At 70.0% G+C, this 21,100-nt stretch carries 25 protein-coding genes; 13 read left to right on the plus strand and 12 right to left on the minus strand.

Features of this window, described 5'->3' with window-relative positions; all coding sequences use genetic code 11:
- Entirely contained in the window at positions 1 to 831 is an 831-nt protein-coding gene (locus tag AC3EU2_RS00615) for a TspO/MBR family protein (protein ID WP_488177815.1), read from the minus strand.
- 98 nt (positions 832 to 929) lie between these two features.
- On the opposite strand from AC3EU2_RS00615, the gene AC3EU2_RS00620 reads away from it, so the two are divergent.
- On the plus strand, positions 930 to 1,613 hold the full coding sequence (locus AC3EU2_RS00620; protein ID WP_488177816.1) for a cobalamin B12-binding domain-containing protein: 684 nt from the start codon (positions 930 to 932) through the stop codon (positions 1,611 to 1,613).
- A gap of 44 nt (positions 1,614 to 1,657) precedes the next feature.
- Here AC3EU2_RS00620 and rocD read toward each other — a convergent pair whose 3' ends face one another.
- The gene (gene rocD, locus AC3EU2_RS00625) at positions 1,658 to 2,890 is read right to left on the minus strand and encodes an ornithine--oxo-acid transaminase (RefSeq protein WP_488177817.1); all 1,233 of its coding nucleotides are present in this window, start codon (positions 2,888 to 2,890) and stop codon (positions 1,658 to 1,660) included.
- A gap of 51 nt (positions 2,891 to 2,941) precedes the next feature.
- Positions 2,942 to 3,622: a pyridoxamine 5'-phosphate oxidase gene (pdxH, locus tag AC3EU2_RS00630; RefSeq protein WP_488177818.1), complete on the minus strand. Its 681-nt coding sequence runs from the start codon at positions 3,620 to 3,622 to the stop codon at positions 2,942 to 2,944.
- Positions 3,623 to 4,237: 615 nt separating this feature from the next.
- On the opposite strand from pdxH, the gene AC3EU2_RS00635 reads away from it, so the two are divergent.
- From AC3EU2_RS00635 to AC3EU2_RS00645, 3 genes are all read left to right on the plus strand, one after another.
- Positions 4,238 to 4,936: an AfsR/SARP family transcriptional regulator gene (locus AC3EU2_RS00635; RefSeq protein WP_488177819.1), complete on the plus strand. Its 699-nt coding sequence runs from the start codon at positions 4,238 to 4,240 to the stop codon at positions 4,934 to 4,936.
- A 404-nt stretch (positions 4,937 to 5,340) separates the two neighbouring features.
- Positions 5,341 to 6,012 (plus strand): hypothetical protein, encoded by a 672-nt coding sequence (locus AC3EU2_RS00640; RefSeq protein WP_488177820.1) that lies wholly within the window; start codon positions 5,341 to 5,343, stop codon positions 6,010 to 6,012.
- An 87-nt stretch (positions 6,013 to 6,099) separates the two neighbouring features.
- Positions 6,100 to 7,389 (plus strand): peptidoglycan-binding protein, encoded by a 1,290-nt coding sequence (locus tag AC3EU2_RS00645; RefSeq protein WP_488177821.1) that lies wholly within the window; start codon positions 6,100 to 6,102, stop codon positions 7,387 to 7,389.
- A gap of 23 nt (positions 7,390 to 7,412) precedes the next feature.
- Here AC3EU2_RS00645 and AC3EU2_RS00650 read toward each other — a convergent pair whose 3' ends face one another.
- The 3 genes from AC3EU2_RS00650 to AC3EU2_RS00660 all read right to left on the minus strand — a co-directional run bounded on the left by AC3EU2_RS00650 (position 7,413) and on the right by AC3EU2_RS00660 (position 9,014).
- Positions 7,413 to 7,601, minus strand: a complete 189-nt coding sequence (locus AC3EU2_RS00650) for a hypothetical protein (RefSeq protein ID WP_488177822.1) — start codon at positions 7,599 to 7,601, stop codon at positions 7,413 to 7,415.
- 74 nt (positions 7,602 to 7,675) lie between these two features.
- Complete coding sequence (locus AC3EU2_RS00655; RefSeq protein ID WP_488177823.1) at positions 7,676 to 8,203, minus strand: TIGR03086 family metal-binding protein; 528 nt, start codon at positions 8,201 to 8,203, stop codon at positions 7,676 to 7,678.
- An 88-nt stretch (positions 8,204 to 8,291) separates the two neighbouring features.
- Entirely contained in the window at positions 8,292 to 9,014 is a 723-nt protein-coding gene (locus AC3EU2_RS00660; protein ID WP_488177824.1) for a SprT-like domain-containing protein, read from the minus strand.
- A gap of 106 nt (positions 9,015 to 9,120) precedes the next feature.
- On the opposite strand from AC3EU2_RS00660, the gene AC3EU2_RS00665 reads away from it, so the two are divergent.
- The 3 genes from AC3EU2_RS00665 (at position 9,121) to AC3EU2_RS00675 (ending at position 11,773) form a co-directional block, all read left to right on the plus strand.
- Positions 9,121 to 10,041 (plus strand): oxygenase MpaB family protein, encoded by a 921-nt coding sequence (locus AC3EU2_RS00665; RefSeq protein WP_488177825.1) that lies wholly within the window; start codon positions 9,121 to 9,123, stop codon positions 10,039 to 10,041.
- A 260-nt stretch (positions 10,042 to 10,301) separates the two neighbouring features.
- Positions 10,302 to 10,898: a DUF6318 family protein gene (locus AC3EU2_RS00670; RefSeq protein ID WP_488177826.1), complete on the plus strand. Its 597-nt coding sequence runs from the start codon at positions 10,302 to 10,304 to the stop codon at positions 10,896 to 10,898.
- 428 nt (positions 10,899 to 11,326) lie between these two features.
- Positions 11,327 to 11,773 (plus strand): hypothetical protein, encoded by a 447-nt coding sequence (locus tag AC3EU2_RS00675; protein WP_488177827.1) that lies wholly within the window; start codon positions 11,327 to 11,329, stop codon positions 11,771 to 11,773.
- 46 nt (positions 11,774 to 11,819) lie between these two features.
- On the opposite strand, the gene AC3EU2_RS00680 is transcribed toward AC3EU2_RS00675, so the two are convergent.
- The gene (locus AC3EU2_RS00680; RefSeq protein ID WP_488177828.1) at positions 11,820 to 12,416 is read right to left on the minus strand and encodes a class I SAM-dependent methyltransferase; all 597 of its coding nucleotides are present in this window, start codon (positions 12,414 to 12,416) and stop codon (positions 11,820 to 11,822) included.
- 63 nt (positions 12,417 to 12,479) lie between these two features.
- On the opposite strand from AC3EU2_RS00680, the gene AC3EU2_RS00685 reads away from it, so the two are divergent.
- Positions 12,480 to 13,133, plus strand: a complete 654-nt coding sequence (locus AC3EU2_RS00685) for a TetR/AcrR family transcriptional regulator (RefSeq protein WP_488177829.1) — start codon at positions 12,480 to 12,482, stop codon at positions 13,131 to 13,133.
- 61 nt (positions 13,134 to 13,194) lie between these two features.
- Here AC3EU2_RS00685 and AC3EU2_RS00690 read toward each other — a convergent pair whose 3' ends face one another.
- The 3 genes from AC3EU2_RS00690 to AC3EU2_RS00700 form a co-directional block, all read right to left on the minus strand.
- Positions 13,195 to 14,757: an HNH endonuclease signature motif containing protein gene (locus tag AC3EU2_RS00690; RefSeq protein ID WP_488177830.1), complete on the minus strand. Its 1,563-nt coding sequence runs from the start codon at positions 14,755 to 14,757 to the stop codon at positions 13,195 to 13,197.
- Between the two features lie 141 nt (positions 14,758 to 14,898).
- Positions 14,899 to 15,570 (minus strand): response regulator transcription factor, encoded by a 672-nt coding sequence (locus AC3EU2_RS00695; RefSeq protein ID WP_488177831.1) that lies wholly within the window; start codon positions 15,568 to 15,570, stop codon positions 14,899 to 14,901.
- Positions 15,567 to 16,916, minus strand: a complete 1,350-nt coding sequence (locus AC3EU2_RS00700) for a sensor histidine kinase (protein WP_488177832.1) — start codon at positions 16,914 to 16,916, stop codon at positions 15,567 to 15,569. The genes AC3EU2_RS00695 and AC3EU2_RS00700 overlap by 4 nt, the downstream gene beginning before the upstream one ends.
- Positions 16,917 to 17,105: 189 nt before the next feature.
- On the opposite strand from AC3EU2_RS00700, the gene AC3EU2_RS00705 reads away from it, so the two are divergent.
- Both AC3EU2_RS00705 and AC3EU2_RS00710 read left to right on the plus strand, forming a co-directional pair.
- Positions 17,106 to 17,795, plus strand: a complete 690-nt coding sequence (locus tag AC3EU2_RS00705) for a DUF4352 domain-containing protein (protein ID WP_488177833.1) — start codon at positions 17,106 to 17,108, stop codon at positions 17,793 to 17,795.
- A gap of 188 nt (positions 17,796 to 17,983) precedes the next feature.
- Positions 17,984 to 18,595 carry a vWA domain-containing protein gene (locus AC3EU2_RS00710; RefSeq protein ID WP_488177834.1) on the plus strand — a complete coding sequence of 204 codons (612 nt, stop codon included), beginning with the start codon at positions 17,984 to 17,986 and terminating at the stop codon, positions 18,593 to 18,595.
- Positions 18,596 to 18,609: 14 nt separating this feature from the next.
- Here the strand turns inward: AC3EU2_RS00710 and AC3EU2_RS00715 are convergent, their stop codons facing one another.
- Positions 18,610 to 19,065, minus strand: coding sequence for a hypothetical protein (locus tag AC3EU2_RS00715; protein ID WP_488177835.1), 456 nt, complete (start codon positions 19,063 to 19,065; stop codon positions 18,610 to 18,612).
- 158 nt (positions 19,066 to 19,223) lie between these two features.
- Between AC3EU2_RS00715 and AC3EU2_RS00720 the strand changes: the two genes are divergently transcribed.
- Genes AC3EU2_RS00720 through AC3EU2_RS00730 form a run of 3 tightly spaced genes read left to right on the plus strand, consistent with a single transcriptional unit; the run spans position 19,224 to position 20,418 of the window.
- Entirely contained in the window at positions 19,224 to 19,463 is a 240-nt protein-coding gene (locus tag AC3EU2_RS00720; protein ID WP_488177836.1) for a hypothetical protein, read from the plus strand.
- Entirely contained in the window at positions 19,460 to 20,185 is a 726-nt protein-coding gene (locus AC3EU2_RS00725) for an RNA polymerase sigma factor (RefSeq protein ID WP_488177837.1), read from the plus strand. Before AC3EU2_RS00720 ends, AC3EU2_RS00725 begins: the two co-directional genes overlap by 4 nt.
- Complete coding sequence (locus AC3EU2_RS00730; protein WP_488177838.1) at positions 20,182 to 20,418, plus strand: hypothetical protein; 237 nt, start codon at positions 20,182 to 20,184, stop codon at positions 20,416 to 20,418. The genes AC3EU2_RS00725 and AC3EU2_RS00730 overlap by 4 nt, the downstream gene beginning before the upstream one ends.
- On the opposite strand, the gene AC3EU2_RS00735 is transcribed toward AC3EU2_RS00730, so the two are convergent.
- Complete coding sequence (locus tag AC3EU2_RS00735; RefSeq protein WP_488177839.1) at positions 20,393 to 21,073, minus strand: hypothetical protein; 681 nt, start codon at positions 21,071 to 21,073, stop codon at positions 20,393 to 20,395. The genes AC3EU2_RS00730 and AC3EU2_RS00735 overlap by 26 nt on opposite strands.
- Positions 21,074 to 21,100: the final 27 nt, after the last annotated feature.

A 21,100-nucleotide genomic window follows, 5' to 3' on the forward strand; every position in this document is an offset into this window, starting at 1 on the left:
TCAGTGGATGGCCGCATCCGCCTCGGTGCTGACGCGCTCGGGCCGCGCCGCGGAACGCTCGCGCCGGGTCACCACGACCACCGCAGCAGCCACGGCCAGCGCAGCCAGCACGGCCGCAGCCCCGACCACGGTCGAGCGCGGCTCGTCCCCGAACCGGCCCCAGGCCAGCCAGCCCAGTCCCCACACCACGGCCGCGGCGACACCCAGCCGGGTGGGCGCCAGACGCAGCAGCGACACCGCGAGGGCGACGACGACGACCAGCGCCACGAGCGCCACGCCCACGGCAACCGCGCCACCGGTGAGCCCGAACCCGCTGTTCGCGAGCGCCGCCGCGATGTTGGCGAACGTCGCGACGGCGACCCAGCCGAGGTAGAGCCCCGCGGTGAGCCGCACGATCCACGTCCCGACGGGGTCGCCGGCGTCGTCCGGCGTCGAGGCGAGCTCGAGGGCGAGCCGGGCGAGCACGAGCAGGAGCGCGAGGATGACGACGACGCTGAGCCAGATCCAGTCCTGCTGGGTGACGAGCAGCCACGCGGCGTTGAGCACCATCGAGGCCGCGAACAGCCATCCGGTCCGCCGGGCCAGCTCGCTGCGACCGGCGGCGGGGAGCCACTGCCACACCGTGTAGGCGGCGAGCCCCACGTAGATGACCGACCAGATCGAGAACGCCGGCCCCGCCGGGGCGAGCAGCGTCGCGTCCGCCGACAGTGATCCCCCGCCCGACTCCTCCACCCGGGTGCCGATCACCCCGACGCCGACGAGCGTGCCGATGACGCAGAAGATCTCGGCGAGGGTGACGCCGACCTGCCGGGTACGATCCGAGGAGCTCATCCCCCCACCCTGCCATCCGCCGCTGCGGAAACGGCCTGTGACGTACCCGTCTCACGGCATAACCGCAGGTGGAGGCGCGAGGCGCCTACACTTCGGGGGTGACCCTCACTTTCCCGGCGCCGACTCCGGTCGACGCGATGCTCGCCGCGGCCCAGACCATGGACGAGCGCGCGCTACGCGCCGAGCTCCGTCAGCAGGCGCGCGACCTCGGCGTGGCCGTCGTCGTGACCGACGTCGTGCTGCCGTTCCTCAACGCCGTGGGACGTGCGTGGGAGCGCGGCGACTGCACCGTCGCGTCGGAGCACTTCGCGAGCCAGGTGGTCCGGTCGTGGCTCAACAGCGCCGCCCTGTCCGAGGCCGACACGTCGACCACCGCCACCGCCACCGCCACCGCCACCGACCCGGTCGTGCTGGCCTGCCCGCCCGGTGAGCGCCACGACCTCGGCCTGCTCTGCTTCCACGTGCTCCTGGTGGGCGCCGGAGTGCCGTCACGCTTCCTCGGCTCGGACACGCCCCTGCCGGGGCTGGCCGACGTGTGCCGGGTCGTCGGTGCGTCCGGCGTCATCGTGTCCGCCACCCGCAGTCGGGTGTTCGAGGCGCACGGCGGTGCGCTGCGGGTGCTCGCCCGCCACTACCCGCTCGCCATCGGGGGCGCCGGCGCCGACGCCGACCTGGCGGAGCGCGTCAACGCCACCCTGCTGCCGGCCGACATGCGCCAGTCCCTCGCGCAGGTCGTCCGCTGGCACCGCGGCGACGCCGTCGGTCTGACCGTGTCGGCCTGACCGACGGCGTATGCCGTCCGCGCGCCCCGCGAACGGCCCTCACGTCAGGCGGTGAGCGACTCCGTGACGGCCGCGACGAGCATGTCGACCTCGTCCTCGGTGATGACGAGCGGCGGGGCGAGGCGGATCGTCATGCCATGGGTGTCCTTGGCGAGGATGCCGCGCTCCATGAGCCGCTCGCACAGCTCGCGGCCGGTCGGGCCACCCGGCGTGACGTCGAGCCCGGCCCAGAGCCCGCGCACCCGGACGGCGTCGAGCCCGTGTCCGACGAGCGGCTCGAGCCCGGCGAGCAGACGCGCACCCAGCCGACGCGCGCGCTCCTGGTACTCACCGGTGGCGAGCAGACGGCATACCTCGTGTCCGATCGCGGCCGCGAGCGGGTTGCCACCGAACGTGGACCCGTGGGAGCCGGGGGTGATGACGCCGAGCACGTCGGTGTTCGCGGCGACGGCGGAGACGGGGTAGAGGCCACCGCCGAGGGCCTTGCCGAGGATGTACATGTCGGGGACGACGTCCTCGAGGTCGCACGCGAAGGTCGTGCCGGTGCGTGCGAGACCGGACTGGATCTCGTCGGCGACCATGAGGACGTTCTCCTCGGAACAGACCGCGCGCAGCTCGCGCAGGAAGCCCTCGGGCGGGACGACGACGCCGCCCTCACCCTGGATCGGCTCGAAGAGGACGGCCACGGTGAATTCGTCGATCGCGGCGCGGAGGCTGTCGATGTCGCCGTAGCGGACCGCGCGGAAGCCCGGCGTGTAGGGGCCGTAGTTGTCGTGCGCGACCTTGTCGTCGCTGAAGCTGATGATCGTCGTCGTGCGGCCGTGGAAGTTGCCCTCCATGACGATGATGTTGGCCTGGTCCTCGGGCACGCCCTTGACCTCGTAGCCCCAGCGGCGGCTCACCTTGATGGCGGTCTCGACGGCCTCGGCACCCGAGTTCATCGGGAGGACCATGTCCTTGCCGGTGAGCTCGGCGAGGGCCTGCGCGAACGGGCCGAGCTGGTCGTTGAAGAAGGCGCGGCTCGTCAGCGTGAGGGTGCCGACCTGCTCACGGGCGCGCTCGACGAGCTGCGGGTGCGAGTGACCGAAGTTGAGGGCGGAGTAGCCGGCGAGGCAGTCGAGGTAGCGCTTCCCGTCGACGTCGGTGACCCACGCACCCTCACCGCTGGCGAGGACGACCGGCAGCGGGTGGTAGTTGTGCGCCGCATAGCGCTCGGTGGTCTCGATGTGCTGCTCGGTGCTCACGGCCGGGGTGGTGCCGGTCTGCTCGGGCGTCATGGCGGGTGCTGCTCCTTCGTCGATGGTCCCGCTCAGCGTAACGGCGCCCGGTCAGGGCTGACGACGCCCCAGCACCCACGCCGGGGCATCGTCGAGGGACCCCTCGGCGGTCCGGGTGAAGACGAGCCGGTCGTGCAGCCGGTTGCGCCGCCCACCCCAGAACTCGACCTCGTCGCAGACGATCCGGTAGCCGCCCCAGAAGTCCGGGAGCGGCACGTCGTCCACGGTGCCCCGGTCCGGCCAGCGGACGGCATACGCCTCGTATGCCGTCTCGAGCTCGGCGCGCGACGTCACCGGCTGCGACTGGCGCGAGGTCCACGCGGAGATGCGCGATCCCCACGGCCGGCTGGCGAAGTAGGTGGCGACCTCCGCGCGGTCGAGCAGCTCGGCGCGGCCGCGGAAGCGGACGGCGCGGTACATCGACGGCCAGGTCAGCGAGGCCGCGACGGCGGGGTTGCCGGCGAGCTCGACGCCCTTGGTGGAGTCGGTGTTGGTGAGGAAGCCCGGGCCGCGCTCGTCGAAGAAGCGCATGAGGACGGTGCGGACGTTGGGGACGCCGGACGCGTCGACGGTCGCCACGGACAGGGCGTACGGCTCGGGCACGTCGTCGCGGGCGCGCGACCGTTCGACGGCGTCGTCGACCCACCGCTGCGCCTGCTGCCACGGGGTCGGGGCGACGTGCTCCTCGGACAGCCCCTCGCCGTCGTAGTCCACCCGGGTCACGTCGCTCATGGGCCGAGCATAGGAGTGGGAGCTCGCTCCGGGGTGGCGTGCCTCCCGTGACAATGCGCAACAACCGGTTGTCGTTGTCATGATGACGTCACTGGGGTCACCACGAGCCCCTCCGCTGGAATGCGTGAAGTGCTTGCCGCGCCGGTCGGGTGCGCGTGAATGCCTATGTCGCACCTACGATCGAGCGCTTTCCACGTCCTCACGCTGAGGCGTTGCGGGATCCCGTTCGGACACCCGTTCGTCGGGATCCCGCCGCCGAGAAAGTGGTGGTGGGCCGAAGATCCGCGGGCCCAAATCCCCGGCTTCGCCCAATTGGACACGACACTCGGTCGGGCGGAGACTCGACCCATCGCTTGGCATTGTGTTCAGTGGGAATGTCGAAGGAACGGGAGAACTTGCTGCACCCCAATGCCGGATGCGAGCGTGGTCGGTGACAGCAGCGGACTCATGCCGTGTGAGCAAAGCGAGGCGGACCCTGTGCGGCGGGGTTTGCGCTGACCTTGGGAGGGGCCCATGGGCCGACGGGCAAAGAATGCCTTCACGATCCGTGTGCTCGGGGGTTTCGTGGTCCATCAGGGCGGACGCATTCTGTACCTCAGGCCAAGCACTCGTCGTGTGGTCGCCATTCTGGCCGTCGACGATGTGGTCACTCGCAACGAGATCGCCGCGCGTCTTTACGACAACATGCCCATGGAACGAGCGGTGAGCAATCTCCGCACCGTCCTGTGGAGGCTGCAGACCGACGCGCCCGGACTCGTGCACGTCCAGGCGGACGTCCTTCGCCTCGGGGATCTGGTGGTCGCCGTTGACGTGCACGACGCACGAAACTGGTTCCATCTGTCGGCGCACGGAACGGGCGGGGTGACCGATCCACCGTCTCGGGCCGACCAGGAGCTCCTCCCCGGCTGGGGAGACACCTGGCTCATCGAGCACCGTGAGCGACTGAGGCTCCAACAGGTGCAGGCCTGGGAACAACAGTCGCTGCGGCTCCTGCTAACGGGGCGACTCGCTGAGGCCTGCGAGAGCGCGCTGGTGGCCATCAGCCTGGATCCCCTGCGAGAGACGTCCAACCGGCTTTTCATCGACGCGGCTCTGCGTCAGGGAAACGCGGTCGAGGCGCTGGTGAGGTACCGCACCTTCGAGGAGCGGTTGAGTCGTGAGGGCTGCGGACAGCCCGGTCCCGCCGTGACCGCCCTCGTGACACATCTCCTCCCATCGCCGCGGGCGGCCGCGTCAGCACTGCCGGAGTCTCAGCTCGTGGATCGGAGCGACCTTCTCCCCCGTCGGACGGCGAATCGCCCAGTGGGCACCTGACCGTTCGGTGGCCGCGCCCGAGCTGAAGTGGTCGTCCGGGCGCCCGGACTCCGCACCCACGGACGCCGCGCGCCCAAGCACGCTGAGACGGCGCTGAGCCGACGCTGAGAGGACGTTGAGTCGACGGCGGGACAGGAGCGAGGCGGCGCGGCAGGACCGATGAGCGCGGGGTGTGATGCATCGGCGACGGGGCTGAACGCTGCCAAGGCATTGAATGCCGAGCATGAGAACGCAGACACGAGGGGCACGTTCACCCCCGCCGGCCGCGCGTCAGACCGCGCTCGACCCAGCACCAGCTGCGACGTGCGCTCCCACCTCGGCAAGCCCGGTCCTCGGGCTCCGGCACCCGTCAAGGCCCGCCTTGACGACCGAGAACACCGCATCACCCAGACCCGGGAGGAACCATGACAGCCACCGCACAGGCACCGACAAGTGCCGCCACGAGTCGACTCATCGATGCCGTCGTCCAGGATCTCGTCGCCGCCCAACGCGACGCCGGAACGAAGCGCGACTTCGGACCGGATTCGCCCACGGGCGACACCCCCGGACAGGTCGGGGGAGGGCAGGACGCCCAGCGCTTCTTCGGGGGCCTGGTCTCGGCACTCGTCAACCACGTGGTGCCGACCGTCGCACCGCACATCCTCGCGATGTTCCAGCAGCGTCGCCGTGACCTCGGGCTGCCGGAGCAACGCGACACCGCGTCAGTCGAACGCGACTTCACGGACATCCTCTCGGCACTCCTGCCCAAGCTCCTCGATGTGGTTCCGGATCTGGTGAACCAGCTCACCTCGGGCCCGCCTCCGCGGAGCGTTGAGGAGGAGAACCAGCGGATCTTCCCACTGCTCGGGATGCTCATCCCGGCCATTGCGTCCGCGGTGCCCTCGATCATCAGCGCCTTCAACCAGCAGCGAGGCACCGATGCCACACCGCCGGCGATGACGGATCCTGAGGCGCAGAGGTTCTTCGGCTCTCTCCTCGCCGCGGTCGCGCCGACCCTGATCCAAGCCGCTCCGTCGATCTTGGGTTCCATCTTCGGCGGCCGAGGGCTCCAGACCCCCGCCGCGTCCGACTGGTGACCTACCCATCATGACCGGGGCCGGTGCGGCGGGAAGGCAACCTCGACCCCCGCGCCGGCCCTCCGAAGCAAGTGAAAGGACGAGCCAATGCTCGGTGGAACCAGATCGGTGTTCACCCGCACCCTGCGGCTGGGGGCGACGGGTGAGGACGTGCGACAGCTGCAGGACCTGCTCAGGCAGGCCGGCTACGACCCCGGACCGACGGATGGCATGTTCGGGCCCCGGGTCCGCGCTGCGGTCCTGGCCTTCCAGCGGGCGCAAGGGCTGCAGGCAGACGGTGCCGTGGGGCCCCTGACCATGGCAGCCCTGAGCAGCGCGGTGGTGGAAGAGCCAGCCCAAGAAGGGCACACGGCGCAGGGACTGTCACTGCACATCGGGTTGAACAGGGTCGACCCGAACGCCTACCCCTTCCACGTACCCGACCTAGCCGGGTGCGTGAACGACGCTAACGACATGCAGGAGCTGGCCAGACGACAGGGCTTCCGTGGTCGGCAACTGATCGACGGCGCCGCCACGTCCTTGGCGGTCATTGCCAGCATCGAGCAAGCCGCGCAGACGCTGCAGGCCGGCGACATCTTCCTCATCACCTACTCCGGGCACGGAAGCCACGTACCGGACCCCAACGAGGACGACCAGCGCAGTGAGACGTGGGTGTTGTCAGACCGTCAGCTGATCGACAACGAGCTGTACGGGCTGTGGGGTCGGTTCCGTCCCGGGGTTCGCCTCATGATCTGCTCCGACAGCTGCCACAGCGGGACCGTGAGCCGCAAGATCGAAGAGCTCAGCGAGGCACTCGTCCGCGAGACCGAAGCCCTGAGGGCAGGAGCGTCCGACGAGGGACTGACCCTGACTCCCGGCATCACCCTCGACCTCGGCTTCGGGCTCGCTGACGTCATCGCCACGCATCTGCCGGGTCCAAACGTTGCCGCGCGCACGGACCGAGCGCGTGAGGTGGCGCGAGGCGTCATCCGAAGGATCGGAGCCGGGTCGGTGGATCGCGTCCTCTCCGACAGCGTGCCCCCTCGGGCGCGGCTGCTCGACCCAGTGCGTGCAACCGAGGACATGGAGCGGCGTGCCGACATGTACCAGCAGGCCGTGGCGGATCGAGCCGCGACGGCAGCCCCCACGTGCAGCGTCCTGCTGATCGCCGCGTGTCAGGACAGCCAGACCGCCAGCGACGGACGACCGGATCCCCAAGGCCATCAGAACGGAGCCTTCACGAGGGCATTGCGAGAGGTCTGGGAGACCGCGGCCAACTACGCGGACCTCAAGGACAAGATCCTGCAGCGCATGGCCTCTCCGACACAGACACCGAATCTCTTCTGGGGCACACCCAGGAACGCCGCCTTCGAAGCGCAGTCACCGTTCACCATTTGACGCGATCTGACGCGGGGCTGGGGTCAGCTGCGGTCGCGCCGCCACCCCGCCGCGAAGGAGTAGTCGGACCACGACCACCTGCGAGGGGTGTCCGCCATCGGCTCGGCCGAGGTCAACGCACCGGCCTCGGGGCCGGGCACCCAGTGCGACCCGTTCCAGTTCTGGTTCACTCCATCGGGCAGCTGGTACAAACCCTCGGGCGCTTGACTCATGGCTCATACCCTTCGTCGTCGTGGTCCGCGCAGACTACGAGGCAAGGGCGCCGGCGGGGGCCGCTTTCGCGAAATCAGGTCGGGGGCGTGCGTCCGGCGAAGGCGGCCAGCCGGTCCTGGACCGACCGGTCGTCGTCGACGTGCACCGGGGGTCCGAACACCCCGCCGCGGTTCTCGGGGGTGAGGTTGTTGCTCATGAAGGCGAGGGCGTGCTTCGCGACCTCGTCGTCGAGGGGGCGCGAGCTGCCGGTCGACTGCGCGAGGTCCCAGGCGTGGACGGCGAACTCGGGCAGGGCCGCACTCGAGGACCCACCACCGTCCTGCGAGCGCAGGTGTGCGAGCAGCTCGTCCGCACCCGAGCGGAAGTCGGCAGCCGGGTCGTCAGGCAGGGCCGGAGGGCTGGCCCAGTCGACGTCCTTGCCGGAGAACATGTCGACGAAGTTGCGCGGCGATGCGGCGACGTGCTGGACGAGCTCGCGCACGTTCCAGTCACTGCACGTAGACGGCTTGTCGTAGTCGTCCGGCGAGACGTCCGCGAGCAGGCTCTCGGTCTGGTCGATAGCGCGGGAGAGCAGGACGACGACATCCGGCTGGGCATCCATGACGAACCTTCCGTGGAGGGCGGTCTGACGTCTCTCACGCTAGCGACGGGGCCGAACACCGTCGAGGCCTCGCGCCCGGAGCCGACGGTCAGCTGGCGAGGCTGGGGGCGAGCTCGAGCGCGTCGTTGGGGACGGCATACAGCTCACCGTCGACGCGGACCTGGCTGCGCGTCGCGTACGCCGCCTCGACCTCGCCGACGGAGCCACGCAGCGGGCCGGCGGTGACAATACGCACCACCGACCCGAGCGCGAGTGCGGGAGCCGCCGGCGCGACCGACGCGGCCGTCGCGGTCGACGCGCCGACGGTGACGCGACCGGTGAGCGACTCGAGCTCGGCGCGGTACGCCTGGCTCATGGCGACCCGCCGCCCGCGGTAGGTCCACGAGATCACCGACGTGGAGTCGAACGCGGTGCTGCAGCGTGAGCAGCTGAGGACGCGGGTGGGCCGTCGGTGACGGGTGGAGACGTGCCCCTCCGGGCACACTCCGCGCCACGGACCCTCAACGCGGGGCGCGGTCGACGGCACGGTGCGCTGGCCCGTGCAGCCGATCTCGACGGCCTTGGCGCGCCAGACGTCGTCGTGACCGTGGAACGGTCCGACCAGGGCATGGGCGATCTCGTGCAGGATCGTGTCGCGCACCTCCGCCTCGTCGTGGAGGCGCGTCAGCGCGGCACTGAGGGAGATCGTGTGGGTGGCGAAACGGCATACGCCCGCTCGGGTCTTGGCGCGGTCGGTGCGGATGCTCCAGTCGCCCAGCCCGTGCTCGCGCAGCAGGCGGCGCCCGAGCGTGAGGGCTGCCGTGATCTCCATGCCGATGATGCTGCCAACGACCACTGACAGTTCCTCTCGGCGCACTCCCAGCCACCTGTCAGGTGGTGTGTATAGGGTTTGTCACATCTGCCCCGAGGAGTGAGTGATGGCGTCCCGCGACGACACGAGCGTGAACCCCGACCGCTGGGACGCTCGCGCCCGGACGCAGCTCGCGCACGCCTTGCGTTCGCGGGTCGCCGGCGACGACGCCGCTGCCAAGGCCCGGGTGATCTGGGGCGCCGAGGGCGAGCGCTGGTTCACGCCCGAGGACCCGGTCTGGCGGGTGCATGCTGACGCCGCGATGTTCCCCGGTGGGATCCGGGCTCTGCTGCTCCAGTCGCTGCACCCACTCGCCATGGCCGGCGTCGCTGGACACTCCGGCTTCAAGGGCGACCCGTGGGGGCGGCTGCAGCGCACGAGCGAGTTCCTCGCGACGACGACGTTCGGGACGATCGAGCACGCGGAGACGCAGATCGCGCGGGTGCGCTCGATCCACGAGCGCGTGCGTGGCAAGGCCGAGGACGGACGCCCGTATGCCGCGAGCGACCCGCACCTGCTGCGCTGGGTCCACATCACCGAGGTGGACAGCTTCCTCACCGCGTTCCAGCGGTATGCCGCTGAGCCGCTCACGGAGGCCGAAGCCGACCTCTACGTCGAGCAGACGGCGGTCGTGGCCCGGCGCCTGGGGGTCGTGGATCCGCCGCTGACGACGTCTGCGCTGGCCGCGATGATCGAGTCCTACCGGCCCGAGCTCGAGTCCACGGCCGCGTCGCGGGAGGCTGCGCGTTTCCTGCTCCTTCACCCGCCGCTGCCGCTGGCCGCGAAGGCCGGGTATGCCGCCCTCGCTGCCGGTGCCGTCGCCCTGCTCCCCCGCTGGGCTCGTCGGCCCTTGCGCCTGCCGTGGCTGCCGGTGACGGAGATGGTCCTCGCGCGGCCGATCGGGGACGCCGCGACGGCGACCGTGCGGTGGGCGATGACCGACCCCGCCGACGTGCGCACGGTCGCGGCAGCGGCTCGTACGCGCTGATCCGGGCGGCGGCCTGGGGACAACTCCACGGTCGAATCCGCGTATCTGGGCACACTCGGTCTCGTGAGTGTTCGTACTGGTCGTGCTGGGTTGTCAGCCCTTGAGCCGGGGCGTCTCAGGGCGTCAGGTCCCCTTGGGGGGTGGCGTAACCGAGCGGAATCCCTAACCTTGATGGCAGAACTTGATGCCTCGAGGGCGCCTGGGCGGCTGCGGGGCACCGCTCGATGGAGGGGTTCCTCACGATGACGACCCGTGCACGCATGACGTATGCCGTGTCCGCAGCGACCGTGGTCACGCTCGCTCTGGCGGGCTGCGACGGTAGTGAGGAGGACCCGAGCGCCACCCCGACGCCATCGAACGCGTCGACTCCCTCTGCGTCTGCAAGCAGCGCGTCCCCATCGGCATCAGGGACGCCCCGCCCCAGCACGACCGCCTCGATCAACATCCCCGCAGCAGCCCGGGCGAACACCGATGCAGGAGCGATCGCCTTCGTTCGTTTCTGGTTCGAGCAAGTGAACCTCGCCTACACAAAACCCGATGCCGCACTCATTCCGGCTCTATCAACCGAAAGCTGCAAGAGCTGTGCCGACATCGCGGGCGAACCGCGCGAGTACGCGGCCAAGGGTCACCGGATGTCGGGGATCCCGATCGAGCCACTCACGAACGCTCGGTCACTGCCCGGCAGCCCCAGCGGCAAGCGACGAGTGTCTTTCGTCATGACCCAGAACGCAGTCGACATCGTGAATGGGAATGGTGTCGTCGTCGACACCCAAGCCGCAGCCAAAGGCACCCGACTGGCTTTGGTCGCGTGGAAGGAGGGCCAGTGGTACATGGACGGCCTAGCCGCGCCTGCCTGATCGGGTTGACCATCTGCGTTGCAGTTGGGTTGGCCCCAGCGTCAAGAGGCGACGACATCTTTGGTGAGGCAACTCAAGATGGGGCAGCGCTTAACGGTCTCTCTGCTTCGGAACTAAGTGATCTCGGAAACTCGATGCCGACATCCGCGCAGGCATCGAAGCCCCCTTGGTTCATGTACGCCACGACGTCATATTGCTCCGGCGCCCCACCGGGACAGGGGGACGCTGCCCAGCCCAGTTGCACGGCTGAGTTCGCCGTGTGCAACGGCGGAGGAACAACTGGAGGCACGGACGGACCGGCTGTATGGGTGTGGCGGATACAGGTCGATCGAACAGGCCGCGTCATCCCCGGTGCCCAATGGGAGCAAGTTGATTACACATGCTTGGCTTCGCTGGTGCCCGGCTCAAACAATGTCCTGACGATGCAGATGATCCTCGACCAGTTCCACAAGACGACTTTCGCCAGGCCGACAGCCGCCATCCAGCCCGTTGGACTGAAGACTCTGGTCAACCTGCCGACCTACTACGAACTGAGGTGGCCCACGCAAGGTTTCGAGCCTGGGGAGCCGGATTCGACGACGTTGGTGGGACGCCGAGTCGACATCGAACCGGTCTTCGTCAGCGCCACGTACGTCTTCGGCGACGGCGAGGCGCTCGGGCCGGTCAAGAGTCTCGGCGGACCTCACCCCACGGGTGACGTCATCCACACCTACCGCACGAAGATGGTGGCGCCGGTCCAGATCAACGCGACGTACACCGGTCGCTTCCGGGTCGATGGCGGCGCGTGGATCGCGATCCCCGACACGGTGACCATCCAGGGAACGCCGTCGAACCTCACCGTGGCCGAGGCGAGAGCGCGCCTCTACCGGTACTGACGCTTGCACCCGCCCGCGATGACGCGTCGGTGGTGGCGACCGGCGATCACTTCAGGCGGAGGCGGTACCACTGCGGGGCGGTTCGCCTCAGCGGCTTGGGCATCCCGGTCGTGTCAGCTGGCTCGACCGACTCGATGGTCCAGCCCGCGAACGCCGACGCGATGTCCCCGGAGGTCACACCCGACGGGAGTAGCGGCATCCCGTGAGGAGTGAAGGCGAGCATGAGAACCGTCGCTCCGGGGTTCGCCAGCGACGTGACGCCACGAGCCTCAGCGGTCTGCTGCTCCTTCGACAACCCGTGGAAACAGCCGATGTCGAGGAAGAAGTCGAACGTCCCCAAAGCGGACCTGTCGAGGGCGGCCACATCACCGTTGACGAAGGTCGCTCCAGCGGGAGCGCCCGCCCGAGCGTCCTCGAGGGCACGCGCGATGTTGTCGACGCCCACGGCTTCCCACCCACGTGTGGCGAGCTCTGCGGTGTGGCCCCCGCGGCCGCAGCCGAGATCGAGCGCGCGACCGGGCGGCTTCGGGCGCTCGGCCTCTTCCCGGTCAAGGAGGACGTCAAAGCTCTCCTGCGCCTCATTGCCGGCCTGCTCCCAGGGCCGGATCCCGAGACTATAGGCGACGGCGTACCCCACACTCATGACGATCTCCCTTCAATTGGTTCGGGTCGCACCCGAGTGAATATCTGACTAGAGTCCTCCTCGATGAACGAACCTGTCAAGAGGCGTCCCTACCGATCCGCGGCGCGCGACGCGAAGGCGAAGGCCAACCGCGAGTCCATCCTGCGTGCCGCGACGGAACTCTTTGTGGCACAGGGATATCCCCGCACATCCATCACCTCGATCGCCTCACAAGCGGGGGTGAGTGAGGACCTCGTCTACCTACAGTTCTCGACGAAGCGCCGGCTCCTCATCGAGGTCCTCAACTACGCCGTCACGGGCGAGACCGACAGCCCGCGGGTCCTCGACCAGCAGGACCCACAGGCTGTCAGGGCGGAGACCGACCAGCGACGACAGCTCGCGATGTTCTCCAGGGACATCGTCCGTCGCTCGAATGCCGCCAGACCCATCGACGACGTCATGCGTTCCGCGGCCCTCATCGACCCGGAGATTGCGGCGAAGCATCGTGAGATGCACCGGACCCGACTCGCCAACCTCACCCAGTTAGTGAGGTGGGTCGCAGCGAACGGGCCGCTGCGTGCCGGCCTCAGCGTCGAGGACGCGGCCGCCACCGTCTGGGCGGTCACCGGTCCGAACATGCACCGGATGCTGGTCGACGACCTCGGGTGGGACCTCGACCGGTTCGAACGATGGGTGCACGAGACGCTGGAGGCCGCACTGCTGCCTCCCCCCTCCTGACCGAGGGTGCGCTGCCGACCACGCAGCGGTGATGGGTGCGACCCACCGCCATCCGGCGCGATCAGGCAGGGAGGTCCCACGCATCGAACCCACCAGCCAACAGGGCTCGGTGCTCGGCTTCGAAATCCTCGGCCAGTTCGAGCAACACCGCATCGGGCAAGGCCGACGCCCACCCGTCCGGGGGCCCGGTGTCGAGCTTGCGGCGGTGACGTTCGGCTGAGGCCACCTTCGCTCGTCGAAACGCTTCCAGTCGCTCCGAAAGATCTCGGTCATAGCTGCTGGGACACAGGTCCCACGTCACCGATCGACCGTGCGCATCCGGTGGATGGACGGTGGCGATCAGCCGTCGATCATGCACCTGGGTGTGATGGCGCTGGCACAGGAGAGCAGCGTTGCTGGGGTCCGAGGGGCCACCATCGGCCCAGTGCACGATGTGGTGCGCCTGGGTCCACGCCGCCGGCATCGTGCACCCCGGGAACGTGCACGACCCGTCGCGATGCCAGAGCATCCGACGCTGGCCCCGGGTGAACAGGCGGGTCGCGCGACCGAGGTCGAGGACCTCACCGTCCGCCCCCAACACGATGGGGACGACGTCAGCGTCACAGGCCATCTGACGTACCACCGAGGGCGCGAGGGCTGTCCTGCGGGCGAGAGATCCCATGACCGAGCCACATCCTTGCTCGGAACCCGCCCCGGACAGCCCCGCGAGCAGGTCGGCCAGGCTCATGCTCACGTGGACCACCGTGGCCGCCCCGCCCGGCGAAGCGCCCGCCGCATCGGTGGAGGCCGAACCTCCCAACACCGACGCGAGCGCCTCCACGCGTCGTTGGCCCGCGCTGCGCAGATCGGCCTCGCCCGTCACCGGGTTCGGTGCGGGCTTCGACCCCGGCCCGATCGCCGCCTCGAACCGGCAGTCCTGCTCAGGAGTCATGGCCATCCGATACTCCGTCAGGTCGCCATCCGCGACAGCCGGAGCCGACAGGTAGGCGCCCGCGCGCAACCGCTTGTGCGCCTTGTCGAGCTCGCCGTCGAGACCGTGCTTCGCGAGGAGTCGGGGGCGGAGCTTGCGGGCTTCGGCCTGCCCCCACTCGACACCGAGGTCGAGGATGGCCTCGGTCACGGTGGGAACGGCCTCCTCGACGAGGAGGTCCTTCATGCGGGCGACCTCACGCAACGCGGTCAGCGCCAGCCCGACGCCCACCTCCCCCGAGACCACTCGCCGCCACACGATGCCTTCCGGACGGGCCTCGTCGGCGAAGGGACCAGCTTCGGGCCCGCCACGTGACCACAGTCCGCCCGGAGTCGACGCGGCCGCGTCCTGCGCGAGCTGCGCCACCATCCCAGCGCCACCCTGACGGAGGGAGGGGGCGTGCTCGCGCACCCACGCGTGGACGGAACCGTCGCCTCGACGCGCTGAGGCGAACTCCCCGCGGTGTGCGGCCTCGGCGGTGACTCGCACCTGCGCGGCACTCGCCTTGGACTTCACCTCGTCGGCCAGCGTCATGACCTCGGCGAGGTCGTGGGCGCTGAGCGAGGTGAGGAGGTCACCGATGCCGGAGAGTCCGTCACGAGCGGCAGTGAGCACCCCACGCAACGGCGTGACGGGTGTCTCCTGCTCGTCCATCGATCTCTCCTTCAACGACTGACTCCACACTAGAGGCGACCACTGACAGCGCTCCTCGCCCAGCGAGCGAGTCACTCCAGCAACGGATCCGACCTATCGGCTCTCCCACCGGACCCCGGCGGTGGTCACGGACGACCGTGTTCACACCAGCCCGGCGCGGTCCGCGATGATCCCGATCCCCACCCTGTTCTGAGTGCCCAGCTTCAGCTGCGCCCGGCCCAGGTGGGACTTCACCGTCGCCTCCCCCAGAAACAGCTCCCCAGCCGCCTGGGCCGTCGTCATCTCCCGCGCGATGCACCGCACCACGTCGCGCTCTCGAGCGGTCAGGGTGGCCACGAGCGAGACCGCCGCCCGCCGAAGCTCGCCCGCCGGGTCGGACTGGAGGTGCTCGACAACCTGCCGTGCGCTGCGCGGGGACAGCGCGCCCTCCCCCGCCGCGACCGACTGCACGGCCGCGATGATCTCGCGGGGCCCGGCGGTCTTGAGCAGGAAGCTCGCCGCCCCGGCCCCGAGCGCGCGCATCAGCACGTCGTCGTGGTCGAACGTCGTCAGGATGATCACCTTGGGCGGCGTGAGGTGCGAGAGGTGCGAGGGCAGGGCGCGCAGTGCCGCCGTCGTCGTGATGCCGTCCTGACGGGTCATCCGCACGTCCATGAGCACGATGTCCGGCCGGTGCCGGTGGATCGCGTCGATGACCTCGTCGCCGTCGTGCACGCTCCCGACGACCTCGATGTCGTCCGCTGCGCCGAGGATCCCCTCCAGACCCCGGCACACCAGTGGGTCGTCGTCGACGAGAAGCACCCTCGTGGTCATCGTTCTCCTTCTCCTGCCGGGTCTGCCGACGGGTCTCCTGCCGGCACCCAGGTGGCACCGATCTCTGCAGCCCAGACCCACGGCATACGCGCCGCGACCCGGAAGACGCGGCGTTCGTCGACCCAACAGCGGAAGTCGCCACTGAGGTGGAGGACGCGGTTGCGGATCCCACCGAGGCCGCTCCCGGGGTGGAACTCGACGGGCACGTGGGCCGGCAGGTGGTTCGCCACCTCGATCTCGACGCCACCCTCCGGTGTCGCGCGCACGAGCACCCGCACGCCGATGCCCGGTGCGTGGCGGCGAGCGTTGGTCAGCAGCTCCTGGGTGATGCGGAACGCGCTGCGGCTCGTCGTCTCGTCGAGCCGGACCAGTCCCTCGAGCTGCACGGTCGAGACGAGGTTGACCCCGGTGGCCACCGTCTCGTCGATGAGCGCCGGGACGTCGCGCAGCGTCGGCACGTTCGCAGCCACGTCGGGAGAGTCGGGTTGGCGCAGCATCGCGAGCAGCGAGCGGAGGTCGGCCATGGACTGTTGGGCGTTCGCGCGCACCAGGGCCGCCGATTCCGCCACGCGCGGGTCGCCCCCCGAGGTCACCTCAAGGGCCCCGGCGTGAAGGGACAGCAGCGACAACCGGTGACCGAGCGCGTCGTGCACCTCCTGCGCGATCCGCTCGCGGTCCGCCTGCCGGGCGACCTCGTCGCTGAGGTGGTCGACGACGACGCGCTGCTCGCGGACGGCGAGCTGCGCCTCGGACAGCGAGCTGCGGGCCCGGATGACGAGCGCGAGCCCGCACGTCACGCCCAGCAGCAGAGCGCTGATGAGCAGCACGGCCCACCAGGGCAGGGGCGCGAGATACACCGAGGCGTCATTGGTCCGCAGCGACTGCCAGAAGGACGTGTCCATCGACCAGCCGCGCGTGTCCCGCCAGGTCGACGCGAGGGTCGCCAAGGCCACGAGACCGCCCAGGGCCGCGGTGACGCGGTCGAGGCGCCGCACCATGAGGGAGCCGAACGCGATGAGAGCGGCCACCGGGTCGACGTGCAGCGCCAGCGCCACACCGCTCGTCACGAGGACGACGATCTCCGGGAACTGCCGGCGCCACCCGAGCGCGACCGCCGACGCCAGCGCGACGAGGAAGATGGCCATCCCCAGGTCCGACATGACGCCGCTGTCGGCCCATCCCGACTGTCGCGCCTCGAACGCCGACACCGCCAGCGAGCTGCTGATCACGCAGATCGGCAGGTACAGCAGCCAGCTCCGCCCCCGCGGGCTGCGCAGGCGATCGACCCGACGGCGTCTGCCGTCGGGTCGCCCGAGCGCGGGTGCGGATGCGGGTCCTGCTGTCATGAGCCGAACCGTAGGACCGCGCACCGACAGCCGGCGTCCACCGAAAGGCTGGAGACGGCATACCCCGTCTCCCCCGATCGGCCACGAAGGGTGAGCCGACAGGTGGCAGACCGCGACCCGGCACACGGGATCAACTCGACCCATCACGCCGAGCCGGCCCGAACGCGGCCGAGACACGAGGAGAACGAGATGAGCGAGTACCCCAGCCACCCGCCCCAGGGTCAGGGCCCGTGGCAGCCGACCAACCCGCCGGCGCCGCCGGTGACGAAGCCGAACTGGTTCGTGCGGCACAAGATCCTCACCGGCCTGGCCGCCCTGCTGCTGTTCGGCGCGGTCTCGAACGCGCTCGGCGGTGGAGGGGACGCGCCGAGCGACGCGTCGAGCGAGCCGACGACGGCCGCGTCACCCGCAGCAGCCGGGACGGCGCCCGCCGCCAAGCAGACAACGGCGCCCAAGCCCGTGGCCAAGCCGGCCGCGAAGAAGGCTCCCGCGATCGGGACCAAGGTGCGCGACGGGAAGTTCGAGTTCGTCGTCACCAAGGTGGAGGACGGCGGTGCCCAGGTCGGTAGTGACGGGTTCGGGGAGAAGGCGCAGGGGCGGTTCACGTTCGTCCGCCTCACCATCACCAACATCGGCGACAAGCCCCAGACGATGTTCACCGACACCCAGACCGTCGTCGACGCACAGGGCCGCACGTTCACCCCGAACTCGATGGCCGGCATCCACCTCGAGGACAACGACGTGTGGATCTCCGAGATCAACCCGGGCAACTCGGTCAAGGGGACGCTCGTCTACGACATGCCGGCGGGCTCGAAGCCGGTGTCGATCGAGCTGCACGACTCGATGTTCTCGGGCGGAGTGACGGTGTCCCTCACCTGACTCCTCGTATGCCGTCCGCTCGCCTCGGGCGGCCGCGCGCAGGGGCGCGGCCACCCGAGGTGCACGAGTGCCACGCCCACGCGCGGGGCACGGTGGCTGTCAGTGGTCACCGGCACACTGGAACTCGACCGGCTCGTCAGACGCGCCGACTGCCCACTCCCGCACTGCGTTTCACCCAGGAGGACGCCATGACCAACCCCGCCTACACACACCTGACCCTCGTCGTCGACAGGTCCGGCAGCATGAGCAGCGTCCGCGACGAGGCACAGGCCGGTATCACGACGCTCGTGCTGGAGCAGTTCGCCCTCGACGGTCGCTTCACGGTGACGCTCGCCCAGTTCGACGACCGGTTCGACACGGTCGAGCGGATGCGGGACACGCCGTTCACGTTCGAGCTCGAGCCGCGCGGCATGACGGCGCTGCTCGACGCGGTGGGCATGGAGGTCGTCCGCACCGGCGAGGACCTGGCCGCGCTCCCCGAGGGGGAACGCCCGGGTCGGGTGCTGTTCGTCGTCGTGACCGACGGGCACGAGAACTCCTCGCACGAGTACACGCTGGAGAAGGCCCGGGAGCTCATCCGGGTCCAGAAGGAGCAGTTCGGCTGGGAGGTGCAGTTCCTCGGCGCCGACGACGCGGCGTGGCAGGGGCAGCAGCTCGGCGTCGCGACGACGCGCTACTCGAACGACGGTGCCGGCAACGTGGCCGTCTTCGACTCGATGTCCCGCTCCCTGCGGGCCTACCGGCTGGACCCGTCGCCGAGCGCCGGCTTCTCGATGCCCGACGAGGTCACGACCAGCTGAGCGGGTGGGCTTCGTCAGCCCCTGCGCAGCGGCCAGAGCAGCCCGTGCGCGTCGTACCGGGTCGAGAGTCGCTGCAGCGCAACGGCGGCGAGCAGCAGCCCGACGTCGCGCAGCGCGACGTCGTAGAACCCTGGGATGAGCAGGAGGTTGAGGATGATCCCGCCCAACCAGGCCGCGACGACGAGCGCTCCGAGCCGGGGGTGGAGCAGGACGACGAGGCCGGCGACGACCTCGCTGACGCCGACGGCATACATCGCCTGCTGCGGTGAGAACGGCAGCGGGTCGGAGAGGACGGGCGCGAGGTAGCGGTCCCACTCCGTCATGAGGTTCGTGAACTTGTCGAGGCCGAAGAGGATCGGCGCGACGACGAACGCCGCCCGAAGGACGACGAACGCCTGGTGTGCCGGGTCGCCGGGGCTGCGCTGCGTCGCCTCGGCCTCTCGGTGGGTGTGGGTGTCGATCGTGGCCATGATGACCTCCTGGTGCGAAGTGCCTCCGACCGGCGCCGCCTGACAGGACGGGAGCTGGGTGGGAGGCTGACATCGTGTTGGTGGCGGTGTGGGTGGGTGGCCTTACCGGCGTCGAGGACGGCGGTAAGACCGGCGGGGCTCCGTGCAGCGAACAGGGCATGACCACCCCTCAGACACAGATCCCCGCGGCGTGCCAGCCGGCCGGCCCAGCGGTCGACGTCGTCGCTTGGCGGGCGTGCCGGTTGCACGAGGCCGGGTTCCCGTGGGTTCTGGCGGAGTCGCTCGCCGGGACCCGGACCGACCTGCACGCGCTGCTGTCGCTCGTCGACGCCGGCTGCCCGCCGCGGCTGGCGGCGCGGATCCTCTCGCCGATCGACGAGGGAACGAGTCCGTGGTGAACGACATGGGCCGAGAAGGCGTCCTGGCGCCCTCCGGTCAGGGCGCGACGCGGCCCCCGAGCGATGACGGGGTGCCCGAGGACTGGGTCTCGGCGCTGTCGTCATCGGGCGCCGACCAGCAGGTGGCGCTGCGGGCGCTGCACGGCCTCATGGTGCGGGCGGCGGCCCACCAGGTGTGGCGGATGCGCTCTGCGCTGCCCGACGCCTCCCCGGGAACCGTCGACGTCATCGTCAACCAGGCCGCGGACGAGGCGATGACGGCGCTCCTGCGCAAGCTGCACACCTTCGAGGGGCGCAGCCGGTTCACGACGTGGGCGTTCAAGTTCGCCATTCTCCAGGCGGCGACGGACGTGCGGCGGCTCCAGTGGCAGCACCGCGAGGTGGAGCTGCGCGACCTCGACCTGGCGCGCGTGCCGCGCGACCCCCACGACGGACCCGAGCGGCAGGCGGAGGGCGCCGACCTCGCCCGCGCCGTGGCCGGAGCGATGGACACCTGCCTGACTCCCCACCAGCGGCGGGTCGCCGTCGCCCTGCTCGTCGACGGCGTGCCGATCGACGTCCTGGCCGAGCGCCTCGGCTCGAACCGCAACGCCCTCTACAAGACCGTCCACGACGTCCGGCGGCGCCTGCGCGAGGACCTCACCGCGCGGGGGTACCTGCCGGGTGATGCCTCAGGATCCGACCTGGACCCCCACCCCCATGCAACGGCAGGATCGTCATGACGTCCCCACCCGCTCCCCCACACGAGCTCCCCCCCACGGCTGTCGCCGCACTGCTCGTCGACACCACGCCCTACCTGTCCTGCGACGAGTGCTTCGAGCGGATGGACACCCACGTGGAGGCGGTCCTGGACGAGCCCGGTCATCACGACCTCGCCATGGACCGCCACCTCGTCGGGTGCGCAGCGTGCGCCGAGGAGGCGCAGTCGCTCATCGCACTGCTTGCAGGCCACTGACGGCGACGTCTTCTGTCTCGCGCCGGCTCTTCACGGCGTGGTGTGCGGCGATCGCCCAGCCCCACATGAGCGGCAGGAGGGCGTTGCCCATCGACGTGATCTCCGTGATCACGAAGAACAACGGGAAGAACGCGATGAGCAGCCAGGCCGTGACCTTTGGCCGGAAACCGTTGCGCAGCAGGAGGATCCCGAGCCAGATGCCGCCAAGCCCCATGACGAGCAGCGCGGGCAGTCCGACGATGAAGAAGACGTCGGGCCACGGCGTGAAGTAGTCGCCGGCCACCGAGACCAGCAGGAGCGCGTAGGCCGCGAGCTGCAGCCGCCACGCCCAGCGCTCCGCTCCCACGGGATGCCGAAGGCGGTGGACGAGCCAGGCCGCCGCGACGAAGGCCAGGCAGACGGGGAGCCAGATCTTGCCGTAGGTCCAGTAGACGAAGTACGGGTCACCCCACTCGAGGAGCGGTCGGAATGCGTCGATGGCCCAGACGGCCCAGACGCTGCCGAAGCCGCCCTCGGTGAGGTCGTCGGGGTGGCTGTTGAAGCGGGACAGGGCGTGCAGCTCCCCCGCGACGGTGCCGAAGGCCGCCATGGCCCAGGCCGTGATCGTGATCCGCCGGGCCGTGGCCGGCGAGATGTCGTGCGGTGTGGTCTCCATGGCTCGACCGTAGGAAGCCGTCGCCGT

It is taken from the genome of Knoellia sp. B-D-2, from assembly GCF_057714695.1.

What these genes read in the sequence shown, in the direction of transcription:
- AC3EU2_RS00615 (WP_488177815.1), bottom strand. Translation starts at nt 831, where the DNA reads ATGAGCTCCTCGGATCGTACCCGGCAGGTCGGCGTCACCCTCGCCGAG.
- rocD (WP_488177817.1), bottom strand. Translation starts at nt 2,890, where the DNA reads ATGACGCCCGAGCAGACCGGCACCACCCCGGCCGTGAGCACCGAGCAG.
- pdxH (WP_488177818.1), bottom strand. Translation starts at nt 3,622, where the DNA reads ATGAGCGACGTGACCCGGGTGGACTACGACGGCGAGGGGCTGTCCGAG.
- AC3EU2_RS00640 (WP_488177820.1), top strand. Translation starts at nt 5,341, where the DNA reads ATGACAGCCACCGCACAGGCACCGACAAGTGCCGCCACGAGTCGACTC.
- AC3EU2_RS00645 (WP_488177821.1), top strand. Translation starts at nt 6,100, where the DNA reads ATGCTCGGTGGAACCAGATCGGTGTTCACCCGCACCCTGCGGCTGGGG.
- AC3EU2_RS00650 (WP_488177822.1), bottom strand. Translation starts at nt 7,601, where the DNA reads ATGAGTCAAGCGCCCGAGGGTTTGTACCAGCTGCCCGATGGAGTGAAC.
- AC3EU2_RS00655 (WP_488177823.1), bottom strand. Translation starts at nt 8,203, where the DNA reads ATGGATGCCCAGCCGGATGTCGTCGTCCTGCTCTCCCGCGCTATCGAC.
- AC3EU2_RS00660 (WP_488177824.1), bottom strand. Translation starts at nt 9,014, where the DNA reads ATGGAGATCACGGCAGCCCTCACGCTCGGGCGCCGCCTGCTGCGCGAG.
- AC3EU2_RS00665 (WP_488177825.1), top strand. Translation starts at nt 9,121, where the DNA reads ATGGCGTCCCGCGACGACACGAGCGTGAACCCCGACCGCTGGGACGCT.
- AC3EU2_RS00670 (WP_488177826.1), top strand. Translation starts at nt 10,302, where the DNA reads ATGACGTATGCCGTGTCCGCAGCGACCGTGGTCACGCTCGCTCTGGCG.
- AC3EU2_RS00675 (WP_488177827.1), top strand. Translation starts at nt 11,327, where the DNA reads ATGATCCTCGACCAGTTCCACAAGACGACTTTCGCCAGGCCGACAGCC.
- AC3EU2_RS00680 (WP_488177828.1), bottom strand. Translation starts at nt 12,416, where the DNA reads ATGAGTGTGGGGTACGCCGTCGCCTATAGTCTCGGGATCCGGCCCTGG.
- AC3EU2_RS00685 (WP_488177829.1), top strand. Translation starts at nt 12,480, where the DNA reads ATGAACGAACCTGTCAAGAGGCGTCCCTACCGATCCGCGGCGCGCGAC.
- AC3EU2_RS00690 (WP_488177830.1), bottom strand. Translation starts at nt 14,757, where the DNA reads ATGGACGAGCAGGAGACACCCGTCACGCCGTTGCGTGGGGTGCTCACT.
- AC3EU2_RS00695 (WP_488177831.1), bottom strand. Translation starts at nt 15,570, where the DNA reads ATGACCACGAGGGTGCTTCTCGTCGACGACGACCCACTGGTGTGCCGG.
- AC3EU2_RS00700 (WP_488177832.1), bottom strand. Translation starts at nt 16,916, where the DNA reads ATGACAGCAGGACCCGCATCCGCACCCGCGCTCGGGCGACCCGACGGC.
- AC3EU2_RS00705 (WP_488177833.1), top strand. Translation starts at nt 17,106, where the DNA reads ATGAGCGAGTACCCCAGCCACCCGCCCCAGGGTCAGGGCCCGTGGCAG.
- AC3EU2_RS00710 (WP_488177834.1), top strand. Translation starts at nt 17,984, where the DNA reads ATGACCAACCCCGCCTACACACACCTGACCCTCGTCGTCGACAGGTCC.
- AC3EU2_RS00715 (WP_488177835.1), bottom strand. Translation starts at nt 19,065, where the DNA reads ATGGCCACGATCGACACCCACACCCACCGAGAGGCCGAGGCGACGCAG.
- AC3EU2_RS00720 (WP_488177836.1), top strand. Translation starts at nt 19,224, where the DNA reads ATGACCACCCCTCAGACACAGATCCCCGCGGCGTGCCAGCCGGCCGGC.
- AC3EU2_RS00730 (WP_488177838.1), top strand. Translation starts at nt 20,182, where the DNA reads ATGACGTCCCCACCCGCTCCCCCACACGAGCTCCCCCCCACGGCTGTC.
- AC3EU2_RS00735 (WP_488177839.1), bottom strand. Translation starts at nt 21,073, where the DNA reads ATGGAGACCACACCGCACGACATCTCGCCGGCCACGGCCCGGCGGATC.